We start from the raw sequence: 25,067 nt of genomic DNA, 5'->3' as shown, positions 1-25,067 counted from the left end.
GGGCGCCGTGCCCCACCACTAATTATACATCAAGCTGACAGAAGTTTTTTGGTTCTTTTTTCAAAAAAGAACAATCAACTACCCATTCAGATGGCACGCACTCATATGCCCCGGCGCGATTTCCTTCAGCGCCGGCCGTTCCAGCTTGCACCGGTCCATCGCATGCGGGCAGCGCGGGTGGAAATGGCAGCCCGAGGGCGGGTTCAGCGGTGAGGGGATTTCGCCCTTCACGCTCGTGAACTCCCGCTTGCGGCTTTCGATGCGCGGCACGGCGGCCAGCAGCGACTGGGTGTAGGGGTGGTTGGCGCGGGCGAAGATTTCCTCCGTCGGCGCCTGCTCCACCACCCGGCCCAGATACATGATCACCACCCGGTCGCTCAGATGCTCGACCACGCCCAGATCGTGCGAAATGAACAGGTAGGTCAGGTCCAGCTCACGCCGCAGATCCATGAACAGGTTCAGCACCTGCGCCTGGATCGACACGTCGAGGGCGGCCACCGCCTCATCGCAGACGATGAATTCGGGCTGCACGGCCAGGGCGCGGGCAATGCCGATGCGCTGGCGCTGCCCGCCCGAGAACTGGTGCGGGTAGCGCGTCTTGAAGGCCGGATCGAGACCCGCGCGGCGCATCTGCTCATCCACATAGGCCGGCCAGTTGGCGCGGTTCACCAGCCCATGCACCAGCGGCGCCTCACCCACGATCTTGTCGACCTTCATGCGCGGGTTCAGCGACGCATAGGGGTCCTGGAAGATCATCTGGGTGGCGAGCTTGGCCTTCTTCGCCTCATCCGGGCTCATGTGCCGGATGTTCTTGCCGCGCCAGTACACCTCGCCATCGCTGGTGGGCATGATGCCGGCGGCCATGCGGCCCAGGGTGGACTTGCCGCAGCCGGATTCACCAACGAGGCCCACGACCTCGCCCTTCTTCACGGCCAGATCCACGCCGTCCACGGCGTGCACCACTTCCTCGCGCATCGGGAAGCCGGCCTTCTTGAGCATGCGCCCCGCGAGGTCGAGCTTCTTCTCGAAGCGGCGGGAAATGCCCTTCAGCTCAAGGATGTTCTCGCTCATGCCTCGGCTCCCACATGGGGGTGGACGCAGCGGGCGAAGCGCCCGGGCGAGAGTTCGTCGAGGTTCGGCATCACGTCGCAGGCGGCATCGGCGCGGTTGCAGCGCGTCTTGAACGCGCAGCCCGGGGCCAGGGAAAGCAGGGAAGGCGTCATGCCCGGGATCTGGCGCAGCGGCTCGCCACGCTTGTTCCGGCTGGGCACGGACCCGATCAGGCCATGGGTATAGGGATGATAGGGTGCATCGAGCACCGCGTTCACCTCACCCTGCTCGACCACGCGGCCGGCGTACATGACCGCGATCTCGTCGGCGAGGCCGGCGACGACCGACAGGTCATGGGTGATCCAGACCAGCGAGGTACCGAGATTCTGCGCCAGCTTCTGCACCTCGGCCAGGATCTGGCCCTGGATGGTGACGTCGAGCGCGGTGGTGGGCTCATCCGCCACGATCAGGTCGGGGCGGTGCAGCAGCGCGATGGCGATCGCCACGCGCTGGCGCATGCCGCCCGAGAACTGGTGCGGATAGGACTTCAGGCGCTCATCCGGAGAGGGGATGCCGACCATGCCCAGCGCATCGCGCGACCGCTGGCGGGCTTCCTCGCGGCTTACCTTCTCATGCGCCAGAACCGTCTCGATCATCTGCGTGTCCACACGCAGGACCGGGTTCAGCGTCATCATCGGGTCCTGGAAGATCATCGCGATGCGATTGCCGCGCAGCCGGCGCAGCTCTTCCTCGGGCAGGCCGACCAGGTTCTTGCCCTTGTACAGGATCTCACCCGAGACGACGCGGCCCGGCGGGTCCACGAGGCCGAGGATGGAGAAGCCGGTGACGGATTTGCCCGAACCGGATTCACCCACCAGCCCCAGCACCTTGCCGCGGCCGATGGAGAAGGACACGCCGTCCACCGCCTTCACCACGCCGGCGCGGGTGAAGAAGTGGGTGCAGAGATTCTTGACTTCGAGGGTGTTCATTACTTCTTCAGCCTCGGGTTCAGGACGTCGCGCAGCTGGTCGCCGACCAGGTTGATCGCGACGATGGTCACCAGCAGGGCGATGCCCGGGTAGAAGCTGATCCAGTATTTGCCGGACAGCATGTATTCGTAGCCGTTGGAGATCAGCAGGCCGAGCGAGGGCTCCGTGATCGGCACGCCGAGGCCCAGGAAGGACAGCGTGGCCTCCAGCGCGATGGCGCGCGCGATCTGCATGGTCGCGACCACGATCAGCGGCGGCAGGCAGTTCGGCAGCAGGTGGCCGAACAGGATGCGGCGCGGCGGCAGGGCCAGGCAACGGGCGGCCTCGATGTATTCGCGCTGGCGTTCCACCAGCGCGTTGCCGCGCACGGTGCGGGCGTAATAGGCCCATTCGACCACCACGATGGCGAACACCACGTTCATGATGCCCTTGCCCAGGAAGGCCAGGATCATCAGCGCGGCCAGGATCGCCGGGAAGGAAAGCTGCAGGTCCACCAGGCGCATGATGACGGTGTCGGTCTTGCCGCCGACATAGGCGGCCAGCAGGCCCAGCGTCGCGCCGACGGCGGCCGCCAGCACGGCGGAGCCCACGCCCACCAGCAGCGAGATGCGCAGCCCGTACATGATGCCCGACAGCATGTCGCGGCCCTGGTCGTCGGTGCCGAGCCAATAGGTGATGCCGGAGCCACCCTGGCTGCCCGGCTCAAGCCGGCCGTCCATGATGTCCAGCACGGCCAGGTCATAGGGGTCCTGCGGGGCGATCCAGGGCGCCAGGACGGCGACCAGGATGATGGCGCTGATCACCACCAGGCCCACGACGGCCAGCTTCGAGGCGAAGAACTCCGACACGAAGCGCTGGAAGGGTGTCTCCACCCGGGGTGCGGTGGTCGCGCTCATGCCTTGCCCTCCAGGCGGACGCGGGGATCAAGCAGCGTGTAGACGAGGTCCACCAGCAGGTTGATCACGATGAACATCAGCACGATCATCATCAGGTAGGCGACGATGACGGGCCGATCCAGCACGTTGATGCTGTCGATGATGAGCTTGCCCATGCCCGGCCACGCGAACACGCTTTCCGTCACGACGGAGAACGCGATGGTGCCGCCCAGCTCAAGGCCCAGCACGGTCACGACCGGGATCATGATGTTCTTGAACACATGCACGAAGGTGACGCGGAAGGGCGTCAGGCCCTTGGCGCGCGCGAACTTCACATAGTCCATCAGCATCGTCTCACGCACGCCCGCGCGGGTCAGGCGGATCACGAGGCTGATCTTGAACAGGGACAGGTTGATGGCCGGCAGCAGGATATGCGCCAGGCCGTCGCCCGTCAGGAAGGACCAGCGGATGCCGAACAGCATCGCGGTCTCGCCACGGCCGGTGCTGGGCAGCCAGCCCAGCTGCACGGCGAACAGCATGATCAGCATCAGGCCCACCCAGAAGCTGGGCAGGGAGAAGCCGAGGATGGAGCCGGCCATGATGGTCTTGCTGAGGCGCCCGTCGGGGCGCAGGCCCGCATACAGGCCCAGCGGCAGGCCGATCAGCACCGAGATGAACATGGCGCCGAAGGCCAGCTCCAGCGTGGCCGGCATGCGCTGCAGAATCAGCTGGATGGCGGGCTCGTTGAACACGAAGCTGCGGCCGAGGTCGCCCTGCAGCGCCCGGCCCAGAAAGACCAGGTACTGGTGCCACAGCGGCAGGTCGAGGCCGAGGGCGCGCACCGCACGCTCGCGTTCCTCCTGGTCGGCATCCGGGGAGATCAGGATCTCCACGGGGTCACCCACCGCGTAGACGCCGAGGAAGACGAGGAGGCTCATGGCAATCAGCACGAAGCCGGACTGCATGAGCCTGCGGATCAGATAGAGCGCCATTGTATCCCAGACTCTTAGCGATTGGCCTGCTTATCCGCTTCCCTCGCCGGAAATCCAGCGAAGGAAGGGGCAGGGTAGAATTTTAGAGACAGCTGTTGCGCCGCTACCCAGCCGGGCCGGGTAGCGGCCGCGCCCTCAATTGGCGGGGCGGACATCCTGGGCGCGGGTCAGCTCATCCGCGCGCGGGGTGATGGCGAAGCCGCGGCGGGCGGCCCAGACATTGGTCTGGATGTGCAGCGGGATCACGGCCACATCCTCCAGCGCCATGCGCTCCAGGCCCAGCAGCTGCTGCTCGCGCGCCGCCGGGTCCAGGTTCTGGGACGAAGCGGCGAGGCCGCGGTCCAGTTCCGGGTTGCAGTAACGGCCGCGGTTGCTGGCACCCAGGCCGGTGTCGCGGTTGTAGCACGCGATCAGGTTGCGCAGCGGGTGGCTGCCGTCCGGGTTCATGCCCCAGCCCAGCAGGAAGGCCGAGAACTCCTGCCGGCCGGCGCGGCCGACGAAGGTGGACCAGGTCTGCGCCTCGACGGCCGTGCGCACGCCCGCGCGCGTCCACATCTGGCCGATGGCCTGGATGATGCGGGCATCGTTCGGATAGCGGTCGTTCGGGCCGTGCAGGGTGATGCGGAAGCCGTTGGGATAGCCGGCCTCGGCCAGCAGGCGGCGGGCGCGGTCGGCGTCGAAGGCCGGCACCGGGTAGCCGGGGATGTGGCTGTGGATGCCCTCGGCCAGGAACTGGCCGGTGGCGGTCGCGCTGCCTTCCATCACGCGGGCCACGATGGCCGGGCGGTCGATCGCGATCGACAGCGCCTGGCGCACGCGCAGGTCCTTCAGCGGGTTGCGGGGCAGGGGGCGGCCGTCATTGTCGGTGATGAAGGGGCTGCCGTCCTCGCGCATGTGGTCCAGCGAGAGGTAGATCAGCCGCAGGCCCGTGATTTCCTGGAGCGAAACGCGGTTGTCGCGGCGCAGCCGCGCGATGTCGGCCGTCGGCACCTGGTCGATCACGTCCACGTCGCCGGCCAGCAGGGCGGCGGTGCGGGCGCTGTCGTTGGTGATCATGCGGTAGGTCACGCGGGCATAGGCCGGGCGCTCACCGAAATACTGGTCGTTGCGCTCCAGCTCGATGCGGTCGCCATTGGCGTGGCGCGTCATGCGGAACGGCCCGGTGCCGATCGCCAGCTCACCGGAGTTGAAGCGTTCGGTGGTGGCACCTTCATGCGTCTCGCGGTCGAGGATGAAGATGTTGGTCAGGTCCATCGGCAGCAGCGGGTACGGCGTGGCCGTGTGCAGGCGGATGGTCAGGGGGTCCACCACCTCGACGCGCGTGATCGGGCGCACGAAAGTGGTGAAGGAGGCCGGGCTGTTCGGCACGGTGGGGATGCGGGCCAGGGTGAAGGCCACGTCATCGGCCGTGAACTCGCGCCCGTTGTGGAAGCGCACGCCGGGGCGCAGCTTGAATTCCCACACGGTGGGTTCTACGGCGGTCCAGCTCAGCGCCAGGCCCGGCTGCATGCGCGCCAGGTTGTCGGTCTCGACCAGGCGCGAGTAGATCATGCTGGCCGCCGCGTTGTTCGGCGACAGCTGGTGGTAATGCGGGTCCAGGCTCGTGACCGGGGCGCCCACGGCCATGGTGAGATTCTGCGCCTGCGCCACTCCGATAGCCGAAGCGAGCGCCAGCCCGATGGCAGCCGCTGTACGAAGCATCCCCGTCTCCCTGATGACGAATTTGTCACGCGCTCCTAGCAGCTTGTGACGTTGACGGCTAGGTAAGGCGCCATTGCATCAGGCGCCGGGGCTGCCGGGCAATGCCCAAACATGCGGCAAAGCCCGAAAGCCACCGGTTTCGACAGGGAGCCCAGCCCATGACCCTTCCGCTTTCCCGCCGCGCGCTCGCCATGGGCGCCGTGGCGGCCGCCGCACCCGCCGCCGCGCAGCAGCCCACGGCGCTGACCATCGCCACCGGCGGGTCCGTCACCAGCCTGGACCCGCATTATTTCAACGCCGCACCGAACTCGGCGCTGGCCACCCATTTCTTCGATACCTTCACCCGCCGCGACGCCACCGCGCAGATCGTGCCGAACCTGGCCGAGAGCTGGCGCGTGGTGGAGCCCACCATCTGGGAGTTCAAGCTGCGCGCGGGCGTGAAGTGGCATGACGGCCGCCCCTTCACCGCCGACGACGTGGTGGCGACGGTGGAGCGCGTGCCGAACGTGCCCAACACCCCCAGCAGCTTCGCCGGCTTCCTGCGCAGCATCGCGCGCGTGGAGGTGGTGGACCCGCTGACCATCCGTTTCCACACCCGCTACCCGAACCCGATCCTGTCCAACGACCTGGCCTCTGTCTTCATCATCAGCCGCCATGCCGGCATGACCACGACCGAGGAATACAACAGCGGCCGCGCCGTGATCGGCACCGGTCCCTACAAGTTCGTCAGCCACAGCATGGGCGACCGCACCGTCATGGAGCGCAACCCGGAATACTGGGCGGGCCCCCAGCCCTGGGAGCGCGTGACCTATCGCTTCATCGCCAACGACGCGGCGCGCACCGCCGCGCTGATCGCCGGCGACATCGACGTGATCGACCAGGTCGCGAGCAGCGACCTGGAGCGCCTGAAGCGCGACAACCGCGTGCGCGTGGCCGAGACCGAGGGGCTGCGCGTCGTCTACCTGATGCCCGACTACAGCCGCACCGGGCCCGTGCCGGGCGTGACGGACAACGCGGGCACGCCGCTGCCGCGCAACCCGTTCCATGACGTGCGCGTGCGCCAGGCGCTGAACATCGCCATCGCGCGCGACGCCATCGCCAGCCGCATCATGGAAGGCCAGGCCACCGCCACCCGCCAGTGGCTGCCGCCCGGCACCTTCGGCTATGTGAACGACCTGCGCCCGGCGGCCGCCGATGTGGATGGTGCCAAGCGCCTGCTGGCCGCCGCCGGCTTCCCGCAGGGTTTCAAGCTGGTGCTGACCACGCCGAACGACCGCTTCCCGAACGACAGCCGCATCGCCCAGGCCGTGGCCCAGGCCTGGACGCGCATCGGCGTGCAGACCACGGTCGAGGCGCTGCCCTGGTCCAGCTTCTCCACCCGCGGCAGCCGCCAGGAATTCGGCATGCGCCTGACCAGCTGGGGCAGCAGCCCGGGCGAGGCGAGCTACACCCTGGCCAACATCCTGCACACCTATGACCGTGAGCGCCGGACGGGTGCCTCCAACGCCGGGCGCTTCTCCAGCCCCGAGCTGGACGCCATGACCCAGCGCGCCCAGGCCACGATGGATGACGACGACCGCCGCCGTCAGCTGGAGGCCGCGGTGCGCTGGGTGGCCGAGAACGCGCCCATCATGCCGGTGGTGCAGCTGATGCACAGCTGGGCCAGCAAGCGGAACCTGGTGGTGACGCCGCGCATGGACGAGCGCACGACGGCGCTGGAAGTGAAGCCGGCCTGACCCGGCCCGGGGGGGGGCGCGCCCCGCCCGCCCGTTTCAGCCGGACAACGTGACCCGGTTTCGAACGCTCGGCCGCGCCTGCATGCGGCCGTGCCATTCCTGCAGGGCGTCGCAGCCCTCGGGGATGGGCAGCTTCACGATCTCGGCGAAGATCATGCCGCCGATCAGCGCGATGTCGGCCATCGAGAAGGCGTCGCCCGCCACGAAGGGCCGCCCGCGCAGCACCTGATCGAAATAGCGCATGCCCCGCAGCGCCTTGTCCCGCTGGCGCAGGCCCCATTCGGGGTTCTGGTAGAGCTCCACATCAGGCCCGAGCCCCGGTGTCGCGTGGTGGAAATAGACGCTGATGGGGTCCAGCACCTCCAGCTCCGCGCGCTTGTTCATCATGTGGATCATCCCGGCCTCACGCGGGGTGGCGCCCGTCAGCGTGGGCGGGCCGGCCAGCGTGTCCAGGTACTGGGTGATGGCGGTGCATTCCGCGATGAAGGCGCCATCGGGCAGTTCCAGCACCGGCAGCGTGCCTGAGTAGTTCTTCGCCAGGAATTCCGGCCGCTTGTGCTCGCCCTTGAACAGATCGACCGAGCGGAAGCGCACCTGCCCGGCCAGCCCCTTCTCGGCCAGCGCGATGCGGACGCGCGCGGGGTAGGGGCCGGTGGCCCAGTCGTGGATGATCATCATCTCGTTGTCTACCTATCAGATGGTAGACAACCGGTAGGGCTTCCGAAGCGGCTTGTCGAGTCCTATCTATCACTTGATAGATTGGGGCGCGGCGATGAATGCGAATGCGAAGGAGGCCATCCTGGCCGCGGCGAAGCGGGCGGCGCAGGCCCGTGGCTATGGCGGCCTGAACTTCCGCGACCTGGCGGCGGAGGTCGGGATCAAATCCGCCAGCATCCACTATCACTTCCCGACCAAGGCCGATCTCGGCGCCGCGGTCGCCCGCCGGTACCGAGAGGATGCGATGGCCGCGCTGGACGCCCTGCGGGCCGAGGCACCGGACGCCCTGGCCGCGTTGCGGCGCTATCCCGAGACGTTCCGCCACGCGCTGCTGGCCGGCAACCGCATGTGCCTGGCCAGCTTCCTGGCCGCCGAGCACGACGACCTGCCGGAACCCGTTCTGCGGGAGGTGCTGGCCTTCATGGAGGCGAACGTCGCCTGGCTGGCCCGGCAGCTGGCGGAAGCGGGCATCACCGCCGAGGAGCAGGCCGAGCCGCGCGCCCGCGCGGTGATGGCGGCGATCGCCGGCGCGCAGCTGATGGCCCGCAGCCGCGCGGATGTCGGGGCCTATGACGCGCTGATCGCGGGCTATCGGCAGGCGGGAATGTTGCCGTAACGCATTAAAACTATGTGGTAACCACCGGCGTGTATTCCTGGCGCCCGATTGCCGGCCGAAGGAAGTACCTGTGTCCCAGTCCACCGTGCCCCGCCCCGCAGAAGCCGATACCGGCGTGCAGGAGGGCGCGATCTTCGTTGACCGGCGCGCGCTGGCCTTCAAGGAGCGCGGTCTGTGCGATGCGCTGAACGCCCTGTGGAAGGAAAACAGCACCGGCGTGCGGGCGGCGGCGGCCAAGTTCCTGACCGCGCAGCAGCAGGTGGTGCTGACCCTGAATGTGGGTGAACAGATCGAGCGCCGCACGCTCGGCGCGGCCGAGCTGGCGCCTCTCCTGATCGGCTATTGCATCGGCGCGCGGCTGCCGCTGCCGGCCAGCGCGGTGAAGACCGTGACGGTCAGTCCGGGCGGTGTACTGCTTGATTTCATGCTGGTTTATACAACCATGCCCCCCTATCGCGGCATGAAGACACCCAGCGCGCGTGTATTGGGTGAATGGACCCGCTGATCCCCTTCCCCTCCGGGGGTCGCTTGCCATACATCTTGTGCGTGGGGAAAAGCTGGCACCGGCCCGAAGCATCGGGAAGGAGGCCACACTGCGAGTCTTGCTGGTCGATACGGAGCCCGAGCGTGCAGCCAGGCTTCGACTGGGACTTGAGGAATCAGGATTCAGCGTGGTGGCCGTCTCCTCCGACGCCGCACGGCTGACGGAGCTCGTCCGCGCCTCCCAGGCCGACATCATCGTCTGCGACATGGATGACCCCTCGCGCGACTCCCTGGAGTCCATGCGTGCCCTGCATCGCGATGAGCCGCGCCCGGTGGTGCTGTTCGCCGGCCGCGCCGCGCCCGAGCTGATGGCCGATGCCCTGCAGGCCGGCGTCGCCGCCTATGTCACGGAGGGGCTGGACCCCGCCCGCGTGCGGCCGGTGCTGGAAATGGCCAACATGCAGTTCAAGGCCTTCCATGCCCTGCGGGAACAGCTGGCGCAGGCCCGCGCGACACTCGCGGAGCGCGAGACGGTGGACCAGGCCAAGCGCCGCATGATGCGCGAGATGCGCCTGACCGAACCCGAGGCGCACAAGCGCCTGCAGCGCATGGCGATGGAGCGCGGCGCGAAAATGGTGGATGTGGCACGGAGTGTTCTGGCTAAAATATAGCCTTTCAGCACAAAACACGATCAGTAAAACGCTACGTGCCCGCCAAATGATCGATATTGAATCATTTTCACTTGGCAATCCCCTGAGTGCCGTGCAAATAGGCAGCAAGCGGAGGCTGCAACGAAGCAGCCGGTAGCCCGCTCCTGTTCATCGCGGTCCAAGGGCGGCCCGCCAGCAGCGCTGACAGCGCGCGGTAACCGCCATGCCCGACGATTCACACCAGGAATCCCCCCGTACCGCCCGCCGTCATGCCGCGCAGGTGATCCGCCTCGGCTTCGTGCCGCTGCTGGATGCCGCGCCGCTGCTGGTGGCCGAAGCCCTGGGCCTGTTCGAGGCCGTGGGCCTCAACGTCGCCCTCTCCGCCGAGCCCAGCTGGGCCACGCTGCGCGACCGCATCGCCTTCGGTGGGCTTGAGGGCGCGCACATGCTCAGCCCCATGCCCATCGCCCTGGCGGCCGGGCTGGGCGGCGTGCAGGCCGACATCACCGTGGCCTGCGGCCTGGGCCGGCAGGGCAACGCCATCACCCTGACGCCCAAGCTCGCCAGCGCCTTCGCCCAGCAGGGCGGCAAGGCCCTGCGCGGCGCCACCCTCAGCGTCGTCTTCCCCTTCTCCTCCCATAATTACCTGCTGCGCCACTGGCTGGCCCGCCAGGGGCTGGATGCCGACCAGGACATCCGCCTGGTGGTGGTGCCCCCGCCGCAGGTCGCGGCGTTCCTGGCCTCCGGCCGGATCGACGGCTTTTGCACCGGCGCCCCCTGGGGCAGCCATTCCGTGGCCATCGGCGCGGGCCGGGTCATCATGAACACCGGCGACATCTGGCCCGGCCACCCCGAGAAGCTGCTGGGCTTCGACAGCGCCTGGGCCAAGGCGAACCGCGAGGCCGCGATCGGCATCACGGCGGCCACCATCGCCGCCGCCCGCTGGCTGGATGAGCCGGAGAACCACGACGACGCCGTGCGCATCCTGCGCAGCCGCGCCTTCGCCCATCTGGAAGCCGAGACCATCGCCAAGGGCCTGGGCTCCGTGGGCCAGCTTTCCTTCCGCGACGCCACCTTCCCCTTCCGCTCCGAAGCCGAATGGTGGCGCGGCCAGATGCGCCGCTGGGGCCACCTGCCCGCCGCCGCCGACAGCGCGGCCCTGCTCGACAGTTGGGACCCCGACCTCTGGCGCGCCGCCGCCGGCCGCATCGGTGAGCCCGAACCCCTTCACCCTCCTCAATCCACCCCGCCGCTGGAGTAGCCCCGCATGAATCGCCGCGCCGCCATACTCTCCACCACCGCATTGCTGGCCGCAGCCAGGGCAGCCGCGCCGCGCGGCGCCTTCGCGCAGGGCGCCACCACGCCTGAGGTGCGCAAGGCCACGCTGGGCTACATCGCCCTGACCGACAGCGCGCCGCTGATCATCGCCAAGGAGAAGGGCATCTTCGCCAAGTACGGCATGCCCGATGTCGAGGTGAGCAAGCAGGCGAGCTGGGGTGCGACGCGTGACAACCTGGTGCTGGGCGGCGGCGCGGGCGGCATCGACGGCGCGCATCTGCTGACGCCGATGGCCTACATGATCCACACCGGGCGCATCGTGCAGAACAACCAGCCGGTGCCGATGGCGATCCTGGCGCGGCTGAACACCAACGGCCAGGGCATTTCGGTCGCGGCCAAGCACGCCGCCCTCGGCGCCAAGCTGGATGCCTCGCCGCTGCGCCGCGCCCTGACGCCCGAGAGCAAGGTCGCGATGACCTTCCGCGGCGGCACCCACGACCTGTGGATCCGCTACTGGATGGCCGCCGCCGGCATCGACCCGGACCGCGACGTGTCCACCATCGTCGTGCCGCCGCCGCAGATGGTCGCCAACATGCGCGTCGGCACCATGGATGCCTTCTGCGTGGGTGAGCCCTGGAACGCCCAGCTCGTCGCCCAGCGCCTGGGCTACACCGCCGCCATCACCGGCGAGATCTGGAAGAACCACCCCGAGAAGGCCTTCGCCCTGCGCGCCAGCTTCGTCGAGCAGAACCCGAACGCCACCCAGGCCCTGACCGCCGCCGTGCTGGAGGCCGCGCAGTGGTGCGACGTGCCGGGCAACAAGGCCGAGATGGCGAGCATCCTCGGCCGCCGCGCCTGGTTCAACGTGCCGGCTTCGGACATCCAGCCGCGCCTGCAGGGCATCGTCGATTACGGCGACGGCCGCACCGTCACCAACCTCGACCTGACCATGAAGTTCTGGCGCGACCACGCGAGCTATCCGTTCCAGTCGCATGACCTCTGGTTCCTGACCGAGAACATCCGCTGGGGCGTCATCCCGGCCGACACCGACACCCGCGCCCTGGTCGCGCAGGTGAACAAGGAACAGCTGTGGCGCCAGGCGGCGGAACGCGCGGGCGTTGCGGCCTCCGCCACGCCGACCGGCACCAGCCGCGGCACCGAGACCTTCTTCGACGGCAAGGTATTCGACCCGGAGAATCCCTCCGCCTACCTCGCCTCCCTTTCCATCAAGCGCAGCGGCGGGGGTGCCTGAACCATGAACGTCCAGACCAAGCCCGTGGCGGCGGTTGCCGCCACGACCAGCACGGCGCCGGCCAAGCCGCGCGTCGCCCCCGTGATCCCGAGGGAAAGCCGCGCGCGCGCCATCGCCGCGCAGGTGCTGCCGCCCTTGCTGATCCTGGCCGTGCTGCTGACGATCTGGGAATTCGCGGGGCGCCAGCCCGGCGCGACCCTGCCCGCGCCCAGCCAGGTCTGGACGAACAGCTACGACCTGATCGTCAACCCGTTCTACGACAATGGCGGGCTGGACAAGGGCCTGTTCTGGCACCTGTCCGCCAGCCTGACGCGCGTGTTCATGGGCTTTGCCATCGCCACCGTGGTGGGCATCGGCACCGGCCTGCTGATCGGCACCTCCACCTTCGCGATGCGCGGCCTCGACCCCATCTTCCAGGTGCTGCGCACCATCCCGCCGCTGGCCTGGCTGCCGCTGTCTTTGGCCGCCTTCCGTGAGGCTCAGCCGAGCGCGATCTTCGTGATCTTCATCACCTCGGTCTGGCCGATCATCATCAACACCGCCGTCGGCGTGCGCAACGTCCCGCAGGACTACCGCAACGTCGCGGCCGTGATCCGCCTGCGCGGCCCGTCCTACTTCCTGAAGGTCGTGCTGCCGGCCGCCGCCCCCTACATCTTCACCGGCCTGCGCATCGGCATCGGCCTGTCCTGGCTGGCCATCATCGCGGCCGAGATGCTGATAGGCGGCGTGGGTATCGGCTTCTTCGTGTGGGATGCCTGGAACAGCTCCAACCTCACCGACATCATCGTGGCGCTGGTTTACGTGGGCCTCGTCGGCTTCGCGCTGGACCGTGCCGTGGCTCTCATCGGCCGCCTCGTCACCCGCGGCACCATGGCGAATTGAGGAGATAGAACATGCCCGCTTTCCTCGACATTTCCCGCCTGACCATCGCCTTCCCGAAAAGCCCGGTCCCCGTGCTCTCGGATGTGGAGCTGCAGATCGAGAAGGGTGAATTCGTGGCCGTGATCGGCCACTCCGGCTGCGGCAAGTCCACCATGCTGAACGTGGTGGCCGGGCTGCTGGAACCGACCCTCGGCGGCGTCGTGCTCGACGGGCGTGAGATCGCGGGCCCCGGCCCCGACCGCGCCGTGGTGTTCCAGAACCATTCCCTGCTGCCCTGGCTCACCTGCTACGAGAACATCAAGCTGGCGGTGGACCAGACGCTGAAGTCCAGCATGGGCCGCAAGGAACGCCATGAATGGATCCTGCACAACCTGGGCCTGGTGCGCATGATGCACGCCAAGGACAAGCGCCCGCATGAGATCTCGGGCGGCATGAAGCAGCGCATCGGCATTGGCCGCGCGCTGGCCATGAAGCCCAAGGTGCTGCTGATGGACGAGCCCTTCGGCGCGCTGGACGCGCTGACCCGCGCCCACCTGCAGGACCAGGTCATGCAGATCCACAACGACCTGGGCATGACCACCATGATGATCACCCACGACGTGGACGAGGCCGTGCTGCTCTCGGACCGCATCGTGATGCTGACCAACGGCCCGAACGCCCATGTGGGTGAGATCCTGCACGTGGACCTTCCCCGCCCGCGTGACCGCCTGGCGCTGGCCAACGACCCGCGCTTCGTGAACGCGCGTGCCGCCGTGCTGGAGTTCCTGCACGCGCGCCACACCAACCCGGCGCTTGAGGCGGCCTGACGCCATGCGCATCGTGGTGATCGGGGCAGGGCCTGCGGGGACACGCGCCGCGGTGCTCGCGGCCGAACGCGTGCCCGGCGCTTCCGTCACCCTGCTGGGGGCGGAACCCGCCCTGCCTTACGACCGGGTGGCGCTGTCGCGCCTGCTGGCCGGGGAAGTCGAGACCGCCGACCTGATCACCCACAGCCTGCAGGCGCTGACGGCGCGCGGCATCGCCTTCCGCCCCGGCACCCGCGTGGTGTCCATCGACCGCGCGGCCCGGCTGCTGCGCACCGCCCGCGGGGAGGTCATCGTCTATGACCGCTTGATCCTGGCGCTGGGTTCCTCGGCCGTGCGGCTGCCCGTTCCGGGCGGCAACCTGCCCGGCGTCGTGTGCTTCCGCGACATGGCCGATGTCCGGCAGATGATGCAGGCCGCGCGTGAGTTCGGCCGCGCCGTCGTCATCGGCGGCGGGCTGCTGGGCCTGGAGGCCGCGGCGGGCCTGGCGCATCGGGGCATGCGCGTCACCGTCGTGCACGGCACCGCCTGGCCGATGAACCGCCAGATCGACGCCTTTGCCGGCGGCCTGCTGGGCGGGCGCATGGAAAGGCGCGGCATCCGCTTCGTCATGCCCGCCGCCACCATGGCCATCGAGGGCACGGAACGCGCCACCGGCGTGCGCCTGGCCGATGGGCGCGTGCTGCCGGCCGAGCTGGTCGTAATGGCGGTGGGCATCCGCCCCAACACCGCGCTCGCGGCCGATTGCGGCCTTGATGTGGGGCAGGGCATCCGCACCGACGCGGCGCTGCGCAGTTCCGACCCCGCCATCCAGGCCATAGGCGAATGCGCCGAGGTGGAGGGCGTGTGCGTGGGCCTCGTCGCCCCCGCGCTGGAACAGGCCGAGGCCGCGATCCACGCCCTGGCCGGCGATCTCGCCCGCTGGGCGCCCCGCCCGGATTCCGCCGCGCTGAAGATCTCGGGCACCGCCGTGTGGTCCGCCGGCGAGATCGACGCGGCGGACACCGAGACCCTGACCCTGCTGGATGAGCAGGAGGATTGCTACCGCCGCCTGTCGCTGCGCGACGGCAGGCTGGTGGGCGCCGTGCTGTATGGCGACACCGCCGATGCGGGTTTCTACATGGACCTCATCAAGCGTCGGGCCGATGTGGGCGCGCAGCGCCAGCTCCTCGCCTTCGGCCAGGCCTATCTGAAGGATGCGGCATGACCACGCGCACCACCTGCCCCTATTGCGGCGTGGGTTGCGGGGTGCTCGCCACCCCCGGCGCCCCGGTGAAGGGCGACACCGCCCACCCGGCCAATCGCGGCCGGCTGTGCAGCAAGGGCACCGCCCTGGGTGAGACGCTGAACCACCCGAACCGCCTGCTGTTCCCTGAAGTGGACGGCAAGCGCGCCAGCTGGGATGCCGCCCTGGACGCGATGGCCGAGGGCTTCCGCACCGCGCTGAACGAGCATGGGCCGGACGGCGTGGCGCTGTACGTCTCGGGCCAGCTGCTGACCGAGGACTATTACGCGGCCAACAAGTTCGCGAAGGGCTTCCTCGGCACCGCCAACATCGACAGCAATTCCCGCCTGTGCATGGCCAGCGCCGTGGCCGGCCATCGCCGTGCCTTCGGCGAGGACCTGGTGCCCGGCATCTATGATGACCTGGAGCAGGCGGACCTGCTGGTGCTGCTGGGCAGCAACACCGCCTGGTGCCACCCCGTGCTGTTCCAGCGCATCCAGGCCGCGCGCGCGGCGGGCAAGCGCATCGTCGTCATCGACCCGCGCCGCACCGCGACCTGCGAGGGCGCGGACCTGCATCTGGCCCTGCGCCCGGGCAGCGACGTGGCGCTGTATCTGGGCCTGCTGGCGCATCTGCACAGCGCGGGCTTCCCGGTGCCTGAAGCCGCGCTGGAGCCCGCGCGCGGGTTGGATGTGCCGGCGCTGACCGGGCTTTCGGCCCAGGCGCTGGCCACCTTCTACGCCTGGTTCGCGGCCACCCCGCGCACCGTCACGCTGTTCAGCCAGGGGGCCAACCAGTCCTCGGCCGGGGCGGACAAGGCCAATGCCATCATCAACGCGCATGTGGCCCATGGCAGCCTGGGCCTGCCGGGCGGCGGCCCGTTCAGCGTGACCGGCCAGCCCAATGCCATGGGCGGGCGTGAGGTCGGCGCGCTGGCCAACATGCTGGCTGGGCATCTGGAATGGGACCGCCCGGGTGAGTTCGAGGCGCTGCGCGACTACTGGCAGGCCCCGCGCCTGGCCCCGCGCGCCGGGCTGAAGGCGGTGGACCTGTTCAACGCCGCCGCCGAAGGCCGCATCGGCGCGCTGTGGGTGATGGCGACCAACCCCGCCGTCTCCATGCCGGCCGGCGACACGGTGCGCCAGGCGCTGAAGTGCGTGCCCATGCTGGCCGTCAGCGACTGCGTGGCCGACAGTGACACGCTGGCCCTCGCGCGCATCCGCCTGCCCGCCCTGGGCTGGGGCGAGAAGGACGGCACGGTGACCAACAGCGAGCGCGTGATGAGCCGCCAGCGCCGCTTCCTGCCCGCCCCCGGCGAGGCACGCCAGGATTGGTGGATCGTCAGCCAGGTGGCCGCCCGCCTGGGCTGGGGGCGGCACTTCGCCTGGAAGAACCCGGCCGCGATCTTCCGTGAGCACGCGGCGCTGACCGGCCTCGCGCGGCCGGCGAACCGGGTGTTCGACATCTCGGGCCTCGCTGACCTGACGGACGCCGAATACGACGCGATGGAGCCCACGCGCTGGCCGGTGGCCCGGCGCGGCGAGCTGGGCGGGCGCCTCGCCCCCGCCGCGCGCTTCGTGCCGACCGCCTTCCGCGCCCCGGTGAACGCGCCGGGTGGGGATCTGCCCTTCATCCTCAACACCGGTCGCCTGCGCGACCAGTGGCACACCATGACGCGCACCGGCCAGGTGCCGCGCCTGATGGCCCATGTGCCGGAGCCCTTCCTGGCCATGCACCCGGCCGATGCGGTCGCCCCCGACGGCGCGCTGGTGCGCGTCGAGGGCAGCCACGGCCAGGCGGTGCTGCGCCTGCGCCACGATGCCGGCCAGCGCCAGGGCGAGGTGTTCGCGCCGATGCACTGGACCGAGGCCTTCGCCCAGGGTGCGCGCATCAACAGCGCCGTGAACCCGGCGGTGGACCCCGTCAGCGGCCAGCCCGAGCTGAAGCACAGCCCGGTCGCGGTGGAACCCTTCCCGATCCGCTGGCAGGGCTTCGTGCTGGCGCGCCGCCAGCTTTCGCTGCATGCCGCCTGGCAGGCGGTGGTGCCGCTGGAGGGCGGCGTGTGGCGGCATGAGCTGGCGGGCGGCGATGCCCCCGCCCAGCGCTTCGCCGCGCTGCGCGACGCCTGTGCGCTGCCGGACGCCGCCTGGGTGGTGCTGGAGGACGCGGCGGGCGGGCATTTCCGCGCCGCCGCGCTGAAGGACGGCCGTCTGCTGGCCGTGGTGTTCATCGCGCCCGACCACCTGCTGCCCCCGCGTGAGTGGCTGGCCGGTCTGTTCGCCGAGACCGCGATCGGCAGCGCCGCGCGGCGTACCATCCTGGCCGGCGCCCCCGCCTCCGGCCCCGCGCCGTCGCCCACCATCTGTGTCTGCAACGGGGTTTCCCGCGCCACCATCGAGGCGGCGATCGAGGGCGGCTGCTGCTCGGTCGCGGCCGTCGGCGAAACAACCCATGCAGGAACCGGCTGCGGCAGTTGCAGGCCGGAGATCGCTTCACTAATTGCAGTTGCCCGCCAGCCGGAGCCAGCGTGATGCGCCATTTCCCCGCCTTCCTGAAGCTCGACGGCCGCACCGTTCTGGTGCTCGGCCTGGGTGAGGTCTCGGACCGCAAGGCCGAGCCCCTGGCCGCCGCCGGCGCCGTGCTGCGCCGCGCCGCGCGGTTCACGCCCGAATTGCTGGACGGCTGCGCGCTCGCCGTCGGTGCCGATGCGCCGGAGGCGGAGCTGTTCGCGCTTTCCGAGGCCGCGCAGGCGCGCGGCATCCCGGTGAATATCGTGGACCGGCCGGAGCTGTGCAGCTTCATCATGCCCGCGATCATCGAGCGCGACGACGTGACGGTGGCGGTGTCCACCGGCGGCGCGGCGCCCGTGCTGGCCCGCATGATCCGCAGCCGCATCGAGGCCGCGCTGCCGCCCATGATCGGCCGCGTGGCAGCGCTGGGCGAGAAGTTCCAGGCCGCCGTGCGCGCCAGGCTGCCGAACCTGCCGGCGCGCCGCGCCTTCCTGGAGCGCGCCTTCTCCGGCCGCCCGGCAGAGCTGGCCCAGGCCGGCCGCCAGGCCGAGGCCGAGGCCGCCTTCGCCGAGCAGCTGGAAAGCGCGGACGTGACGCCGCCCGGCATGGTCTATCTGGTCGGCGGCGGCCCGGGTGCGGCGGACCTGCTGACCCTGCGCGCCCAGCGTCTGCTGGGCGAGGCCGATGTGATCGTGCACGACAAGCTGGTGGGCGAGGCCGTGATGGCCATGGCCCGCCGCGATGCGGAGCGCATCTTCGTCGGCAAGTCCCGCGCGAACCACTGCCTGCCGCAGGAGGAGATCAACCGCCTGCTGGTGCGCCTGGCCCGCCAGGGCAAGCGCGTGGTGCGGCTGAAGGGCGGCGACCCCTTCGTGTTCGGCCGCGGCGGCGAGGAAGCGCAGGAACTGGCGCGCGAGGGCGTGGCCTTCGAGGTGGTGCCCGGCGTGACCGCCGCCCTGGCCTGCGCCGCCCAGGCCGGCATTCCGCTGACCCATCGCGGCGTGGCGCGCGTGCTGACCTTCGTGACCGGCCACACCAAGGAAGGCCGGCTGGACCTGGACTTCGCCGCCCTGGCGCGGCCGGGCCAGACCCTGGCGATCTACATGGGCATCACCACCATGCCGCAGCTGCTGGAAGGGCTGACCAGCCACGGCTTGCCCGCCGCAACGCCCGCCGCGCTGATCGAACGCGGCGGCACGCCAGACCAGCGCGAGCTGCGCGGCCCGCTGGCGCAGCTGGTGGCCCAGGCCCCCGGCTGGGTGGCGGGCGGCCCGGCCCTGCTGGTGATCGGCGAGGCGGTGGCCGAGGCGGCACTCGTCTCCGCCGCGCGCGACGTGGCGATGTGCTGAGCCAGCCCAGGCGGGGGCATGGAAATCACGAATTGCTGAACTGGGTGGCGGTGTTTATCACGTAATTGTGACGATCGCCGCCGACATCATCCCCCGGGACCTGCGCTTCGGCATCGACCAGCATGCCGATCGTGCCTGGTTCGGCGATGACATGATGCTTTCAGCGCTGCTTGATTCCTTCGCCGTGCTGCTGCCCGAGGGCGAGCGCTATTTCATCAAGGCCCTCCGCTCTGCCCTGCCCGCCGTGACGGATCCGGAAGTGCGCGCGGGCATCCAGGGCTATGCCGTCCAGGAGGCCTTCCACACCCGCGAGCACGAAAGCTACAACGACGCGATGCGGGCGCTCGGTCACAACGTGGATGAAATGGAGGCCCGCGTGGCGGCGGCGCTGGCCGCGACGAAGGGCCTGCCGTCCCGTGTCGTGGTCACCTGCGCGATCGAGCATCTGACCTACACCTTCTCGCACTTCTTCCTGTCGCGGCCGGAACAGCTGGCGCGCATGAAGCCCGCCTATCGTCGTCTGTGGGCCTGGCATGCCCTGGAGGAGCTGGAGCATTCCGGCGTCGCGCTGCAGGTGGTGCGGGACGTGACGGGGCACTATTCCCCGGTGAAGCGCTATCTGTTCAGGGTGATGGCCCTGAACATCGTCATCGTCAGACTGGGACGGCTGGTGCTGACCAACCTGATCGCCATCATGGCGCGCAACGGCAGGCCCATGCGCATGCGTGACTGGCTGCGGCTGCTCTGGCTGGAAATCGGCCCCTTCGGTATCGGCCGGGTAGGGCTGTTGTACTACGCTGCCTATATGATTCCCGGCTTCCGCGGCCTGCCCGCACGGGATGCGCGGATGATCGAGGCAGGGCGTCGCCTGCTGGAGCAGTATACCGACGAGAGCGCGGTGCCGGCCGCGCCGCTTGCCGCCTGATGGCCGTTTCAGCCTTCCATCGCCTTCTGCGCGCGACCGAGCGTGGTGCCGCCCCCGGCCTTCGCCGCTGGATCTGGAAGGGCGCCTATAACCTGCTGTCGCTGAACTGGGGCAAGACGCCCTGGCGCTTCATGAACTACGGCTACATCCCTCCGGGAGAGCCCTTCCCGCTTCACCCGGCCGACGAGCCTGAGCGTGCCTTCATCGGCCTTTATCACCAGGCGGTGGAGGGTCTGCCGGTCGAAGGCGCGCGGGTGCTCGAGGTCGGCTGCGGCCATGGCGGCGGTGCTTCCTATGTCGCCCGCTATTTCGCGCCGGCCGGCCTGACCGGGGTGGATCTGTCGCGGGCCACCGTCGCGCGCGCGCGCCGCATGAATGCGGGCGTGCCGGGCCTGGCCTTCCAGCTGGGCGATGCCGAGGCATTGCCCTTCCCGGACGGCAGCTTCGACGTGGTGGTGAATATCGAAAGCTCCCATTGCTACGGCCGGATGGACCGTTTCGTGGCGGAGGCCGCGCGCGTGCTGCGGCCGGGCGGCTGGTTCACCTGGGCCGACATGCGCGCGCCCACCATGATGGACGGCACGGAGGCCGCCTTCGCCAATCCCGCCCTGCGGCTGGCGGAGGAGCGCGACCTGACCCAGGGCGTGCTGGCCGCGCTGGACCGGATGGACGCCGAGAAAGAGCAGGCCCTGGCGCGCCACCGGTTGCTGCGGCCGGTGATGCGCGAATTCGCCGGCATGCGGGGCACGGCGCTGCATGGGGCGCTGTCTCGCGGGATGGTCCGATACCTGGCCCGGCGCTACCAGCGCGTCTGACCCGCTTGGCGGCAACCCGCCATTCACCCATTTATGGTCATGCTGCTTCTCCAGGGGCGGTATTTGCAAATTGCGACGACAAATTGCGTTGCATTTTGCGAATACCGCTGGCCCGCGCCTTGCCATGCCAATGGCGAGTTGAGGAGTTTCATCATGCGGCACATGGCCCCCGCGGCGCCCGACGTCAGCATCATCATCCCCGCCAGCGGCACCGCCGTGGCGTTGCGCCAGGCCGTGCAGAGCATCGGCCCCGCCGACAATGTGGAAATCCTGCTGGTGACGGAGCGTGAGCCGATGACGGTGCCGGATGATCCGCGCATCATCGTGCTGAAGGCGGCGCACCAGGGCCCCAACGCGGCCCGCAACTTGGCCCTGCAGGTGGCGCGCGCGCCGCTGGTCGCCTTCCTGAACCCCGCGGACCGCTGGATGCCCGGCAAGCTGGCGGCCCAGATGGCCCTGCACAGCGCCCGGACCGAACTCGGCCTCTCCTTCACCGATTACCGCATGTTCGGCGCCGGCGGGCGTGAGAGCATGGGCATGCTGGCCATGGCGAGCGGCTTTGCCCAGCGCCACGGCTTCCGCAGCCTGGCCTTCGCGCTGGGCGACGACGCGATGGCGCAGATCTTCTCCGAGGAAATCGTCGGCACCTCGACCGTGATGGCCCGCACGGACCTGCTGCGCGCCGTGGGCGGCTTCGACGAAGGCCTGGGCGGCGCCGCCCCCTGGGACCTGTGGTTGCGCATGGCCGCCCTGGCGCCGGTCGGCTGCGTGCCGCGCATCATGATGGAACAGCGCCTGCCCCCGGCCTGGCGCCGCCATGCCGAGGCGCCGGAACGCCTGGCCCAGTTGCGTGAGGTCGCACGGCGTCATCGCGAATCGGTTCGCTTGCAGAATGCGGGCGCGCTGAAGGATTGCGCGGCCCGGCTGCTGGTGCGGGAGGCCGAGGCGCGCGACCTGCTGGCGATGTAGCCGGGCAGATAATCATGCAAACGGAACAACCGGCGCGCGGCAGCACCTTACTGCCGAATCGCACCTTGTATTGCGGTGCAGCAAGTCGTTCCGTCTGGCTGTTCAATCGCTTGCCCTGCCATGTATGAAATGAATAAATGGTTGGGTCGTAACATCTGACTTGCGTTGCGTTGCGGCGCACAGCAGTGTGATTCCGTCCAAGAAACGCCGCTCAATCGGCGATCCAGGGGGAATTCATGTCTGCGACGTCCTATTCGGCGGCCGCCACCGCTGGCCCGCGCCCGATGACCAAGGAGGAGAAGAAGGTCATCCTGGCCTCCTCCCTCGGCACTGTCTTCGAGTGGTACGACTTCTACCTGTACGGCTCGCTGGCGGTCCTCATCGGCGCCAAGTTCTTCTCCATGTTCGACGAGACGACGCGCAACATCTTCGCGCTGCTCGCCTTCGCCGCCGGCTTCCTGGTGCGCCCCTTCGGCGCGCTCGTCTTCGGCCGGCTGGGTGACCTCGTCGGGCGCAAATACACCTTCCTCGTCACCATCCTGATCATGGGTGCCTCCACCTTCCTGGTGGGTGTGCTGCCGGGTTCCGAGAGCATCGGCATCACGGCCGCCATCATCCTGATCATCCTGCGCTGCCTTCAGGGCCTGGCGCTGGGTGGCGAGTATGGTGGTGCCGCCACCTATGTGGCCGAGCACGCCCCGCACGGACGTCGCGGCTTCTACACCAGCTTCATCCAGATCACGGCCACCGCCGGCCTGTTCCTGTCGCTGCTGGTCATCCTGGGCGTGCGCGCCATGATCGGTGAGGCCGCCTTCGCCGACTGGGGCTGGCGCATTCCGTTCCTGGTCTCGGTCGTGCTGCTCGGCATCTCGGTCTGGATCCGCATGCAGATGCAGGAAAGCCCCGCCTTCCAGAAGATGAAGGAGGAGGGCACCCACTCCAAGGCGCCGATCGGCGAGGCCTTCGGCCAGTGGAAGAATGCCAAGATCGCGCTGTTCGCCCTGCTCGGCCTCGTCATGGGCCAGGCGGTGGTCTGGTACACCGGCCAGTTCTACGCGCTGTTCTTCCTGGGCAGCGTGCTGAAGGTGGACGGCTTCACCACCAACATGCTGATCGCCTGGTCGCTGCTGCTGGGCTCGGGCGGCTTCGTGCTGTTCGGCTGGCTGTCGGACAAGATCGGGCGCAAGCCCATCATCATCGGCGGCATGGTGCTGGCGGCCATCACCTATTTCCCGATCTTCAAGATGATCAGCGCGGAGGCGAACCCCGCCCTGCACCGCGCGCATTCCGAGATCGTGGTCACGGTGAACGCCGATACCTCGCGCTGCTCCTTCCAGTTCAACCCGACGGGCACGGCGCGCTTCACCCAGCCCTGCGACATCGCCAAGGCGGCGCTGGCACGGCTGTCGGTCAACTACTCGGTGGTGAACACGCCGGGTGAGGCGGTGGTCGTGAGCATCGCGGGCCAGCAGCCGATCAGCGCGGTCGGCAACCCGCAATTCGCGGCGCAGCTGGGCACGGCCGTGACGGCCGCGGGCTATCCCAGCGCCAGCAACGACAGTGTCGTGAAGATGAGCGGGCCGTTCGACATCTTCCGCGGCCATGTGGCCGTGCTGATCCTGATGCTGACGATCCTGGTGATCTACGTGACCATGGTCTACGGCCCGATCGCCGCGGCGCTGGTGGAAATGTTCCCCACCCGCATCCGCTACACCTCGATGTCGCTGCCCTATCACATCGGCAATGGCTGGTTCGGCGGGCTGATGCCGGCCACCGCTTTCGCCATGATCGCGCAGACGGGCGACGTGTATTACGGGCTGTGGTACCCGATCGTGATTGCGCTGGTCTGCGCGGTGATCGGCATCTTCTTTGTCCCCGAAAGCAAGGACAACGATATCAACCAGGACGAAGCCCGCTGAGAGCAATAAAGTCCTGGATGACACTGGCCCCGGGGGAGAAATTCCCCGGGGTTTTTGCTGGACTGCCCGTTTTTTAGGCGTGCATGTCCCACAGCTCACGCGTCACATAGGCGCGGGCCTGTTCCGGGGCCACGCCGATGTCGCGCAGCAGGCGCGGGTCCAGTTCGGCCAGTTCCGTGGTGGTCGCGCGCTCGGCGAGCACTGCCTTCGCCTTCTCCCAGAAAGCCGCGACGCGGCCAGGGCGCGCATCGGCGGCCGGCGCGGAAGCGGGGGAGAACATGGTGGCGGACATCGGAATATTCCTTTTGCGTCGATTTTGGGCACTCTGGCCCTGGGAGAGCCTTGATATGATGCAGTGCCGCAAACAAATCCAACGACTATTCTTGACGGCGCTCATCAGCGGATTTGATAATCAACCATGCTGACCATCCCGCCCGGCCTGGATCCGGATGTGCTGCGCTCCTTCGTGATCGTCGCGGAGGGCGGTTCGGTGACGCGCGCGGCAGAGCGCGTGGGACGCACCCAATCCGCCATTTCCATGCAGATGCGCCGGCTGGAGGAAATCCTGGGAACCGAGCTGCTGCGGCGCGGCCCGCGCGGGCTGGTGCCCACCGAACGCGGGCTGTGGCTGCTGGAACGCGCGCGCAACCTGCTGGCCCTGCATGACGAGATCCATGCCAATTTCCGCCTGGCGCCGCTGATCGGCCAGGTGCGCCTCGGCAGCCCGGATGACTACGCGCTGCAATGGCTGCCCGGCATCCTGGCCCGCTTCGCGGAGGCCCAGCCGCGCATCGAGGTGGATGTGGTGTGCCTCAACTCCGAGGAACTGTCCCACAAGCTGACCACCGGCGCGCTCGACCTCGCGCTGCTGACCGAGGGCCACAAGCCCAAGGACACCGAGCATGAATTATTGTGGCGCGGCCCGCTGAACTGGGTGGGGCCCGCGCACCACGCCCTGCACAAGCGTGACCCGCTGCCGCTGGCCGTCGCCCACCCCGGCTGCACCTGGCGCCGCGCGACGCTGGAGGCGCTGGCCAAGGAAGGCCGCACGCCGCGCATCAGCTACAACAGCGCGACGCAGAGCGGCTGTTTCGCCGTGGCGCTGGCGGGGCTCGCGCTCACGGTCAGCACGCCCACGCGCCTGCCGCCCGGCCTGGTCTGGATGGGCCCGAATGAGGGGCTGCCGGTGCTGCCGGACATCAGCATCGAGCTGCACCGGCGCATGCAGGCCGATTCCCCCCGCCAGGATCAGCAGAATCAAGATCAACAGGATCGGCCGGCGAAACATCGGCAAGGGGTCCCTTTCAGTCCCGGGGGTTCGGTGTGCTAGA

Annotated in this window: 23 protein-coding genes; 16 read left to right on the top strand and 7 right to left on the bottom strand. The window is 69.0% G+C overall.

The window, feature by feature from the left end; genetic code table 11:
• Positions 1-78: 78 nt before the first annotated feature.
• The 5 genes from EOD42_RS03960 to EOD42_RS03940 all read right to left on the bottom strand — a co-directional run bounded on the left by EOD42_RS03960 (position 79) and on the right by EOD42_RS03940 (position 5,607).
• On the bottom strand, positions 79-1,071 hold the full coding sequence (locus EOD42_RS03960; RefSeq protein WP_127786095.1) for an ABC transporter ATP-binding protein: 993 nt from the start codon (positions 1,069-1,071) through the stop codon (positions 79-81).
• On the bottom strand, positions 1,068-2,039 hold the full coding sequence (locus EOD42_RS03955) for an ABC transporter ATP-binding protein (protein WP_127786093.1): 972 nt from the start codon (positions 2,037-2,039) through the stop codon (positions 1,068-1,070). Before EOD42_RS03955 ends, EOD42_RS03960 begins: the two co-directional genes overlap by 4 nt.
• Positions 2,039-2,935: an ABC transporter permease gene (locus EOD42_RS03950; RefSeq protein WP_127786091.1), complete on the bottom strand. Its 897-nt coding sequence runs from the start codon at positions 2,933-2,935 to the stop codon at positions 2,039-2,041. Before EOD42_RS03950 ends, EOD42_RS03955 begins: the two co-directional genes overlap by 1 nt.
• Positions 2,932-3,906 carry an ABC transporter permease gene (locus EOD42_RS03945; RefSeq protein WP_127786089.1) on the bottom strand — a complete coding sequence of 325 codons (975 nt, stop codon included), beginning with the start codon at positions 3,904-3,906 and terminating at the stop codon, positions 2,932-2,934. The genes EOD42_RS03950 and EOD42_RS03945 overlap by 4 nt, the downstream gene beginning before the upstream one ends.
• A 135-nt stretch (positions 3,907-4,041) precedes the next feature.
• On the bottom strand, positions 4,042-5,607 hold the full coding sequence (locus tag EOD42_RS03940) for an ABC transporter substrate-binding protein (RefSeq protein WP_127786087.1): 1,566 nt from the start codon (positions 5,605-5,607) through the stop codon (positions 4,042-4,044).
• A gap of 158 nt (positions 5,608-5,765) precedes the next feature.
• Here EOD42_RS03940 and EOD42_RS03935 point away from each other — a divergent pair, with 158 nt between their 5' ends.
• The gene (locus EOD42_RS03935) at positions 5,766-7,343 is read left to right on the top strand and encodes an ABC transporter substrate-binding protein (RefSeq protein ID WP_127786086.1); all 1,578 of its coding nucleotides are present in this window, start codon (positions 5,766-5,768) and stop codon (positions 7,341-7,343) included.
• Positions 7,344-7,379: 36 nt separating this feature from the next.
• On the opposite strand, the gene EOD42_RS03930 is transcribed toward EOD42_RS03935, so the two are convergent.
• Positions 7,380-8,021, bottom strand: a complete 642-nt coding sequence (locus EOD42_RS03930) for a glutathione S-transferase (protein ID WP_240654867.1) — start codon at positions 8,019-8,021, stop codon at positions 7,380-7,382.
• 94 nt (positions 8,022-8,115) lie between these two features.
• Here EOD42_RS03930 and EOD42_RS03925 point away from each other — a divergent pair, with 94 nt between their 5' ends.
• The 14 genes from EOD42_RS03925 (at position 8,116) to EOD42_RS03860 (ending at position 23,736) form a co-directional block, all read left to right on the top strand.
• Entirely contained in the window at positions 8,116-8,676 is a 561-nt protein-coding gene (locus EOD42_RS03925) for a TetR/AcrR family transcriptional regulator (RefSeq protein ID WP_127786083.1), read from the top strand.
• Positions 8,677-8,746: 70 nt separating this feature from the next.
• A complete protein-coding gene (locus EOD42_RS03920) occupies positions 8,747-9,181 on the top strand; it encodes a hypothetical protein (RefSeq protein ID WP_127786081.1) in 435 nt (144 codons plus the stop codon).
• Positions 9,182-9,278: 97 nt separating this feature from the next.
• Entirely contained in the window at positions 9,279-9,830 is a 552-nt protein-coding gene (locus EOD42_RS03915) for an ANTAR domain-containing response regulator (protein ID WP_240654865.1), read from the top strand.
• Positions 9,831-10,032: 202 nt separating this feature from the next.
• Positions 10,033-11,070 carry an ABC transporter substrate-binding protein gene (locus EOD42_RS03910; RefSeq protein WP_127786079.1) on the top strand — a complete coding sequence of 346 codons (1,038 nt, stop codon included), beginning with the start codon at positions 10,033-10,035 and terminating at the stop codon, positions 11,068-11,070.
• Positions 11,071-11,076: 6 nt separating this feature from the next.
• Entirely contained in the window at positions 11,077-12,339 is a 1,263-nt protein-coding gene (locus EOD42_RS03905) for a CmpA/NrtA family ABC transporter substrate-binding protein (RefSeq protein ID WP_127786077.1), read from the top strand.
• Between the two features lie 3 nt (positions 12,340-12,342).
• Positions 12,343-13,221 carry a nitrate ABC transporter permease gene (ntrB, locus tag EOD42_RS03900; protein ID WP_127786075.1) on the top strand — a complete coding sequence of 293 codons (879 nt, stop codon included), beginning with the start codon at positions 12,343-12,345 and terminating at the stop codon, positions 13,219-13,221.
• Between the two features lie 11 nt (positions 13,222-13,232).
• Positions 13,233-14,027, top strand: coding sequence for an ABC transporter ATP-binding protein (locus EOD42_RS03895; RefSeq protein ID WP_127786073.1), 795 nt, complete (start codon positions 13,233-13,235; stop codon positions 14,025-14,027).
• A gap of 4 nt (positions 14,028-14,031) precedes the next feature.
• Positions 14,032-15,231 (top strand): NAD(P)/FAD-dependent oxidoreductase, encoded by a 1,200-nt coding sequence (locus EOD42_RS03890; RefSeq protein ID WP_127786072.1) that lies wholly within the window; start codon positions 14,032-14,034, stop codon positions 15,229-15,231.
• Complete coding sequence (locus EOD42_RS03885) at positions 15,228-17,780, top strand: nitrate reductase (protein WP_127786070.1); 2,553 nt, start codon at positions 15,228-15,230, stop codon at positions 17,778-17,780. Before EOD42_RS03890 ends, EOD42_RS03885 begins: the two co-directional genes overlap by 4 nt.
• Positions 17,780-19,108 carry a siroheme synthase CysG gene (cysG, locus tag EOD42_RS03880; RefSeq protein WP_127786068.1) on the top strand — a complete coding sequence of 443 codons (1,329 nt, stop codon included), beginning with the start codon at positions 17,780-17,782 and terminating at the stop codon, positions 19,106-19,108. Before EOD42_RS03885 ends, cysG begins: the two co-directional genes overlap by 1 nt.
• Positions 19,109-19,175: 67 nt before the next feature.
• Positions 19,176-20,033, top strand: a complete 858-nt coding sequence (locus EOD42_RS03875; RefSeq protein ID WP_164867768.1) for a metal-dependent hydrolase — start codon at positions 19,176-19,178, stop codon at positions 20,031-20,033.
• Positions 20,033-20,848, top strand: coding sequence for a class I SAM-dependent methyltransferase (locus EOD42_RS03870; protein ID WP_127786064.1), 816 nt, complete (start codon positions 20,033-20,035; stop codon positions 20,846-20,848). The genes EOD42_RS03875 and EOD42_RS03870 overlap by 1 nt, the downstream gene beginning before the upstream one ends.
• 153 nt (positions 20,849-21,001) lie before the next feature.
• Positions 21,002-21,817, top strand: coding sequence for a glycosyltransferase family protein (locus EOD42_RS03865; protein ID WP_127786062.1), 816 nt, complete (start codon positions 21,002-21,004; stop codon positions 21,815-21,817).
• Positions 21,818-22,053: 236 nt separating this feature from the next.
• Positions 22,054-23,736, top strand: a complete 1,683-nt coding sequence (locus EOD42_RS03860) for an MFS transporter (protein ID WP_240654862.1) — start codon at positions 22,054-22,056, stop codon at positions 23,734-23,736.
• Positions 23,737-23,809: 73 nt separating this feature from the next.
• On the opposite strand, the gene EOD42_RS03855 is transcribed toward EOD42_RS03860, so the two are convergent.
• Positions 23,810-24,028: a DUF1127 domain-containing protein gene (locus tag EOD42_RS03855; protein ID WP_164867767.1), complete on the bottom strand. Its 219-nt coding sequence runs from the start codon at positions 24,026-24,028 to the stop codon at positions 23,810-23,812.
• A gap of 126 nt (positions 24,029-24,154) precedes the next feature.
• Between EOD42_RS03855 and EOD42_RS03850 the strand changes: the two genes are divergently transcribed.
• Positions 24,155-25,066 carry a LysR substrate-binding domain-containing protein gene (locus tag EOD42_RS03850; RefSeq protein WP_127786058.1) on the top strand — a complete coding sequence of 304 codons (912 nt, stop codon included), beginning with the start codon at positions 24,155-24,157 and terminating at the stop codon, positions 25,064-25,066.
• The last annotated feature ends 1 nt before the right edge of the window (position 25,067 follow it).

This window comes from Rhodovarius crocodyli (assembly GCF_004005855.1).
Lineage (GTDB): Bacteria > Pseudomonadota > Alphaproteobacteria > Acetobacterales > Acetobacteraceae > Rhodovarius > Rhodovarius crocodyli.
This window is presented reverse-complemented; position numbering and strand designations above follow the sequence as displayed.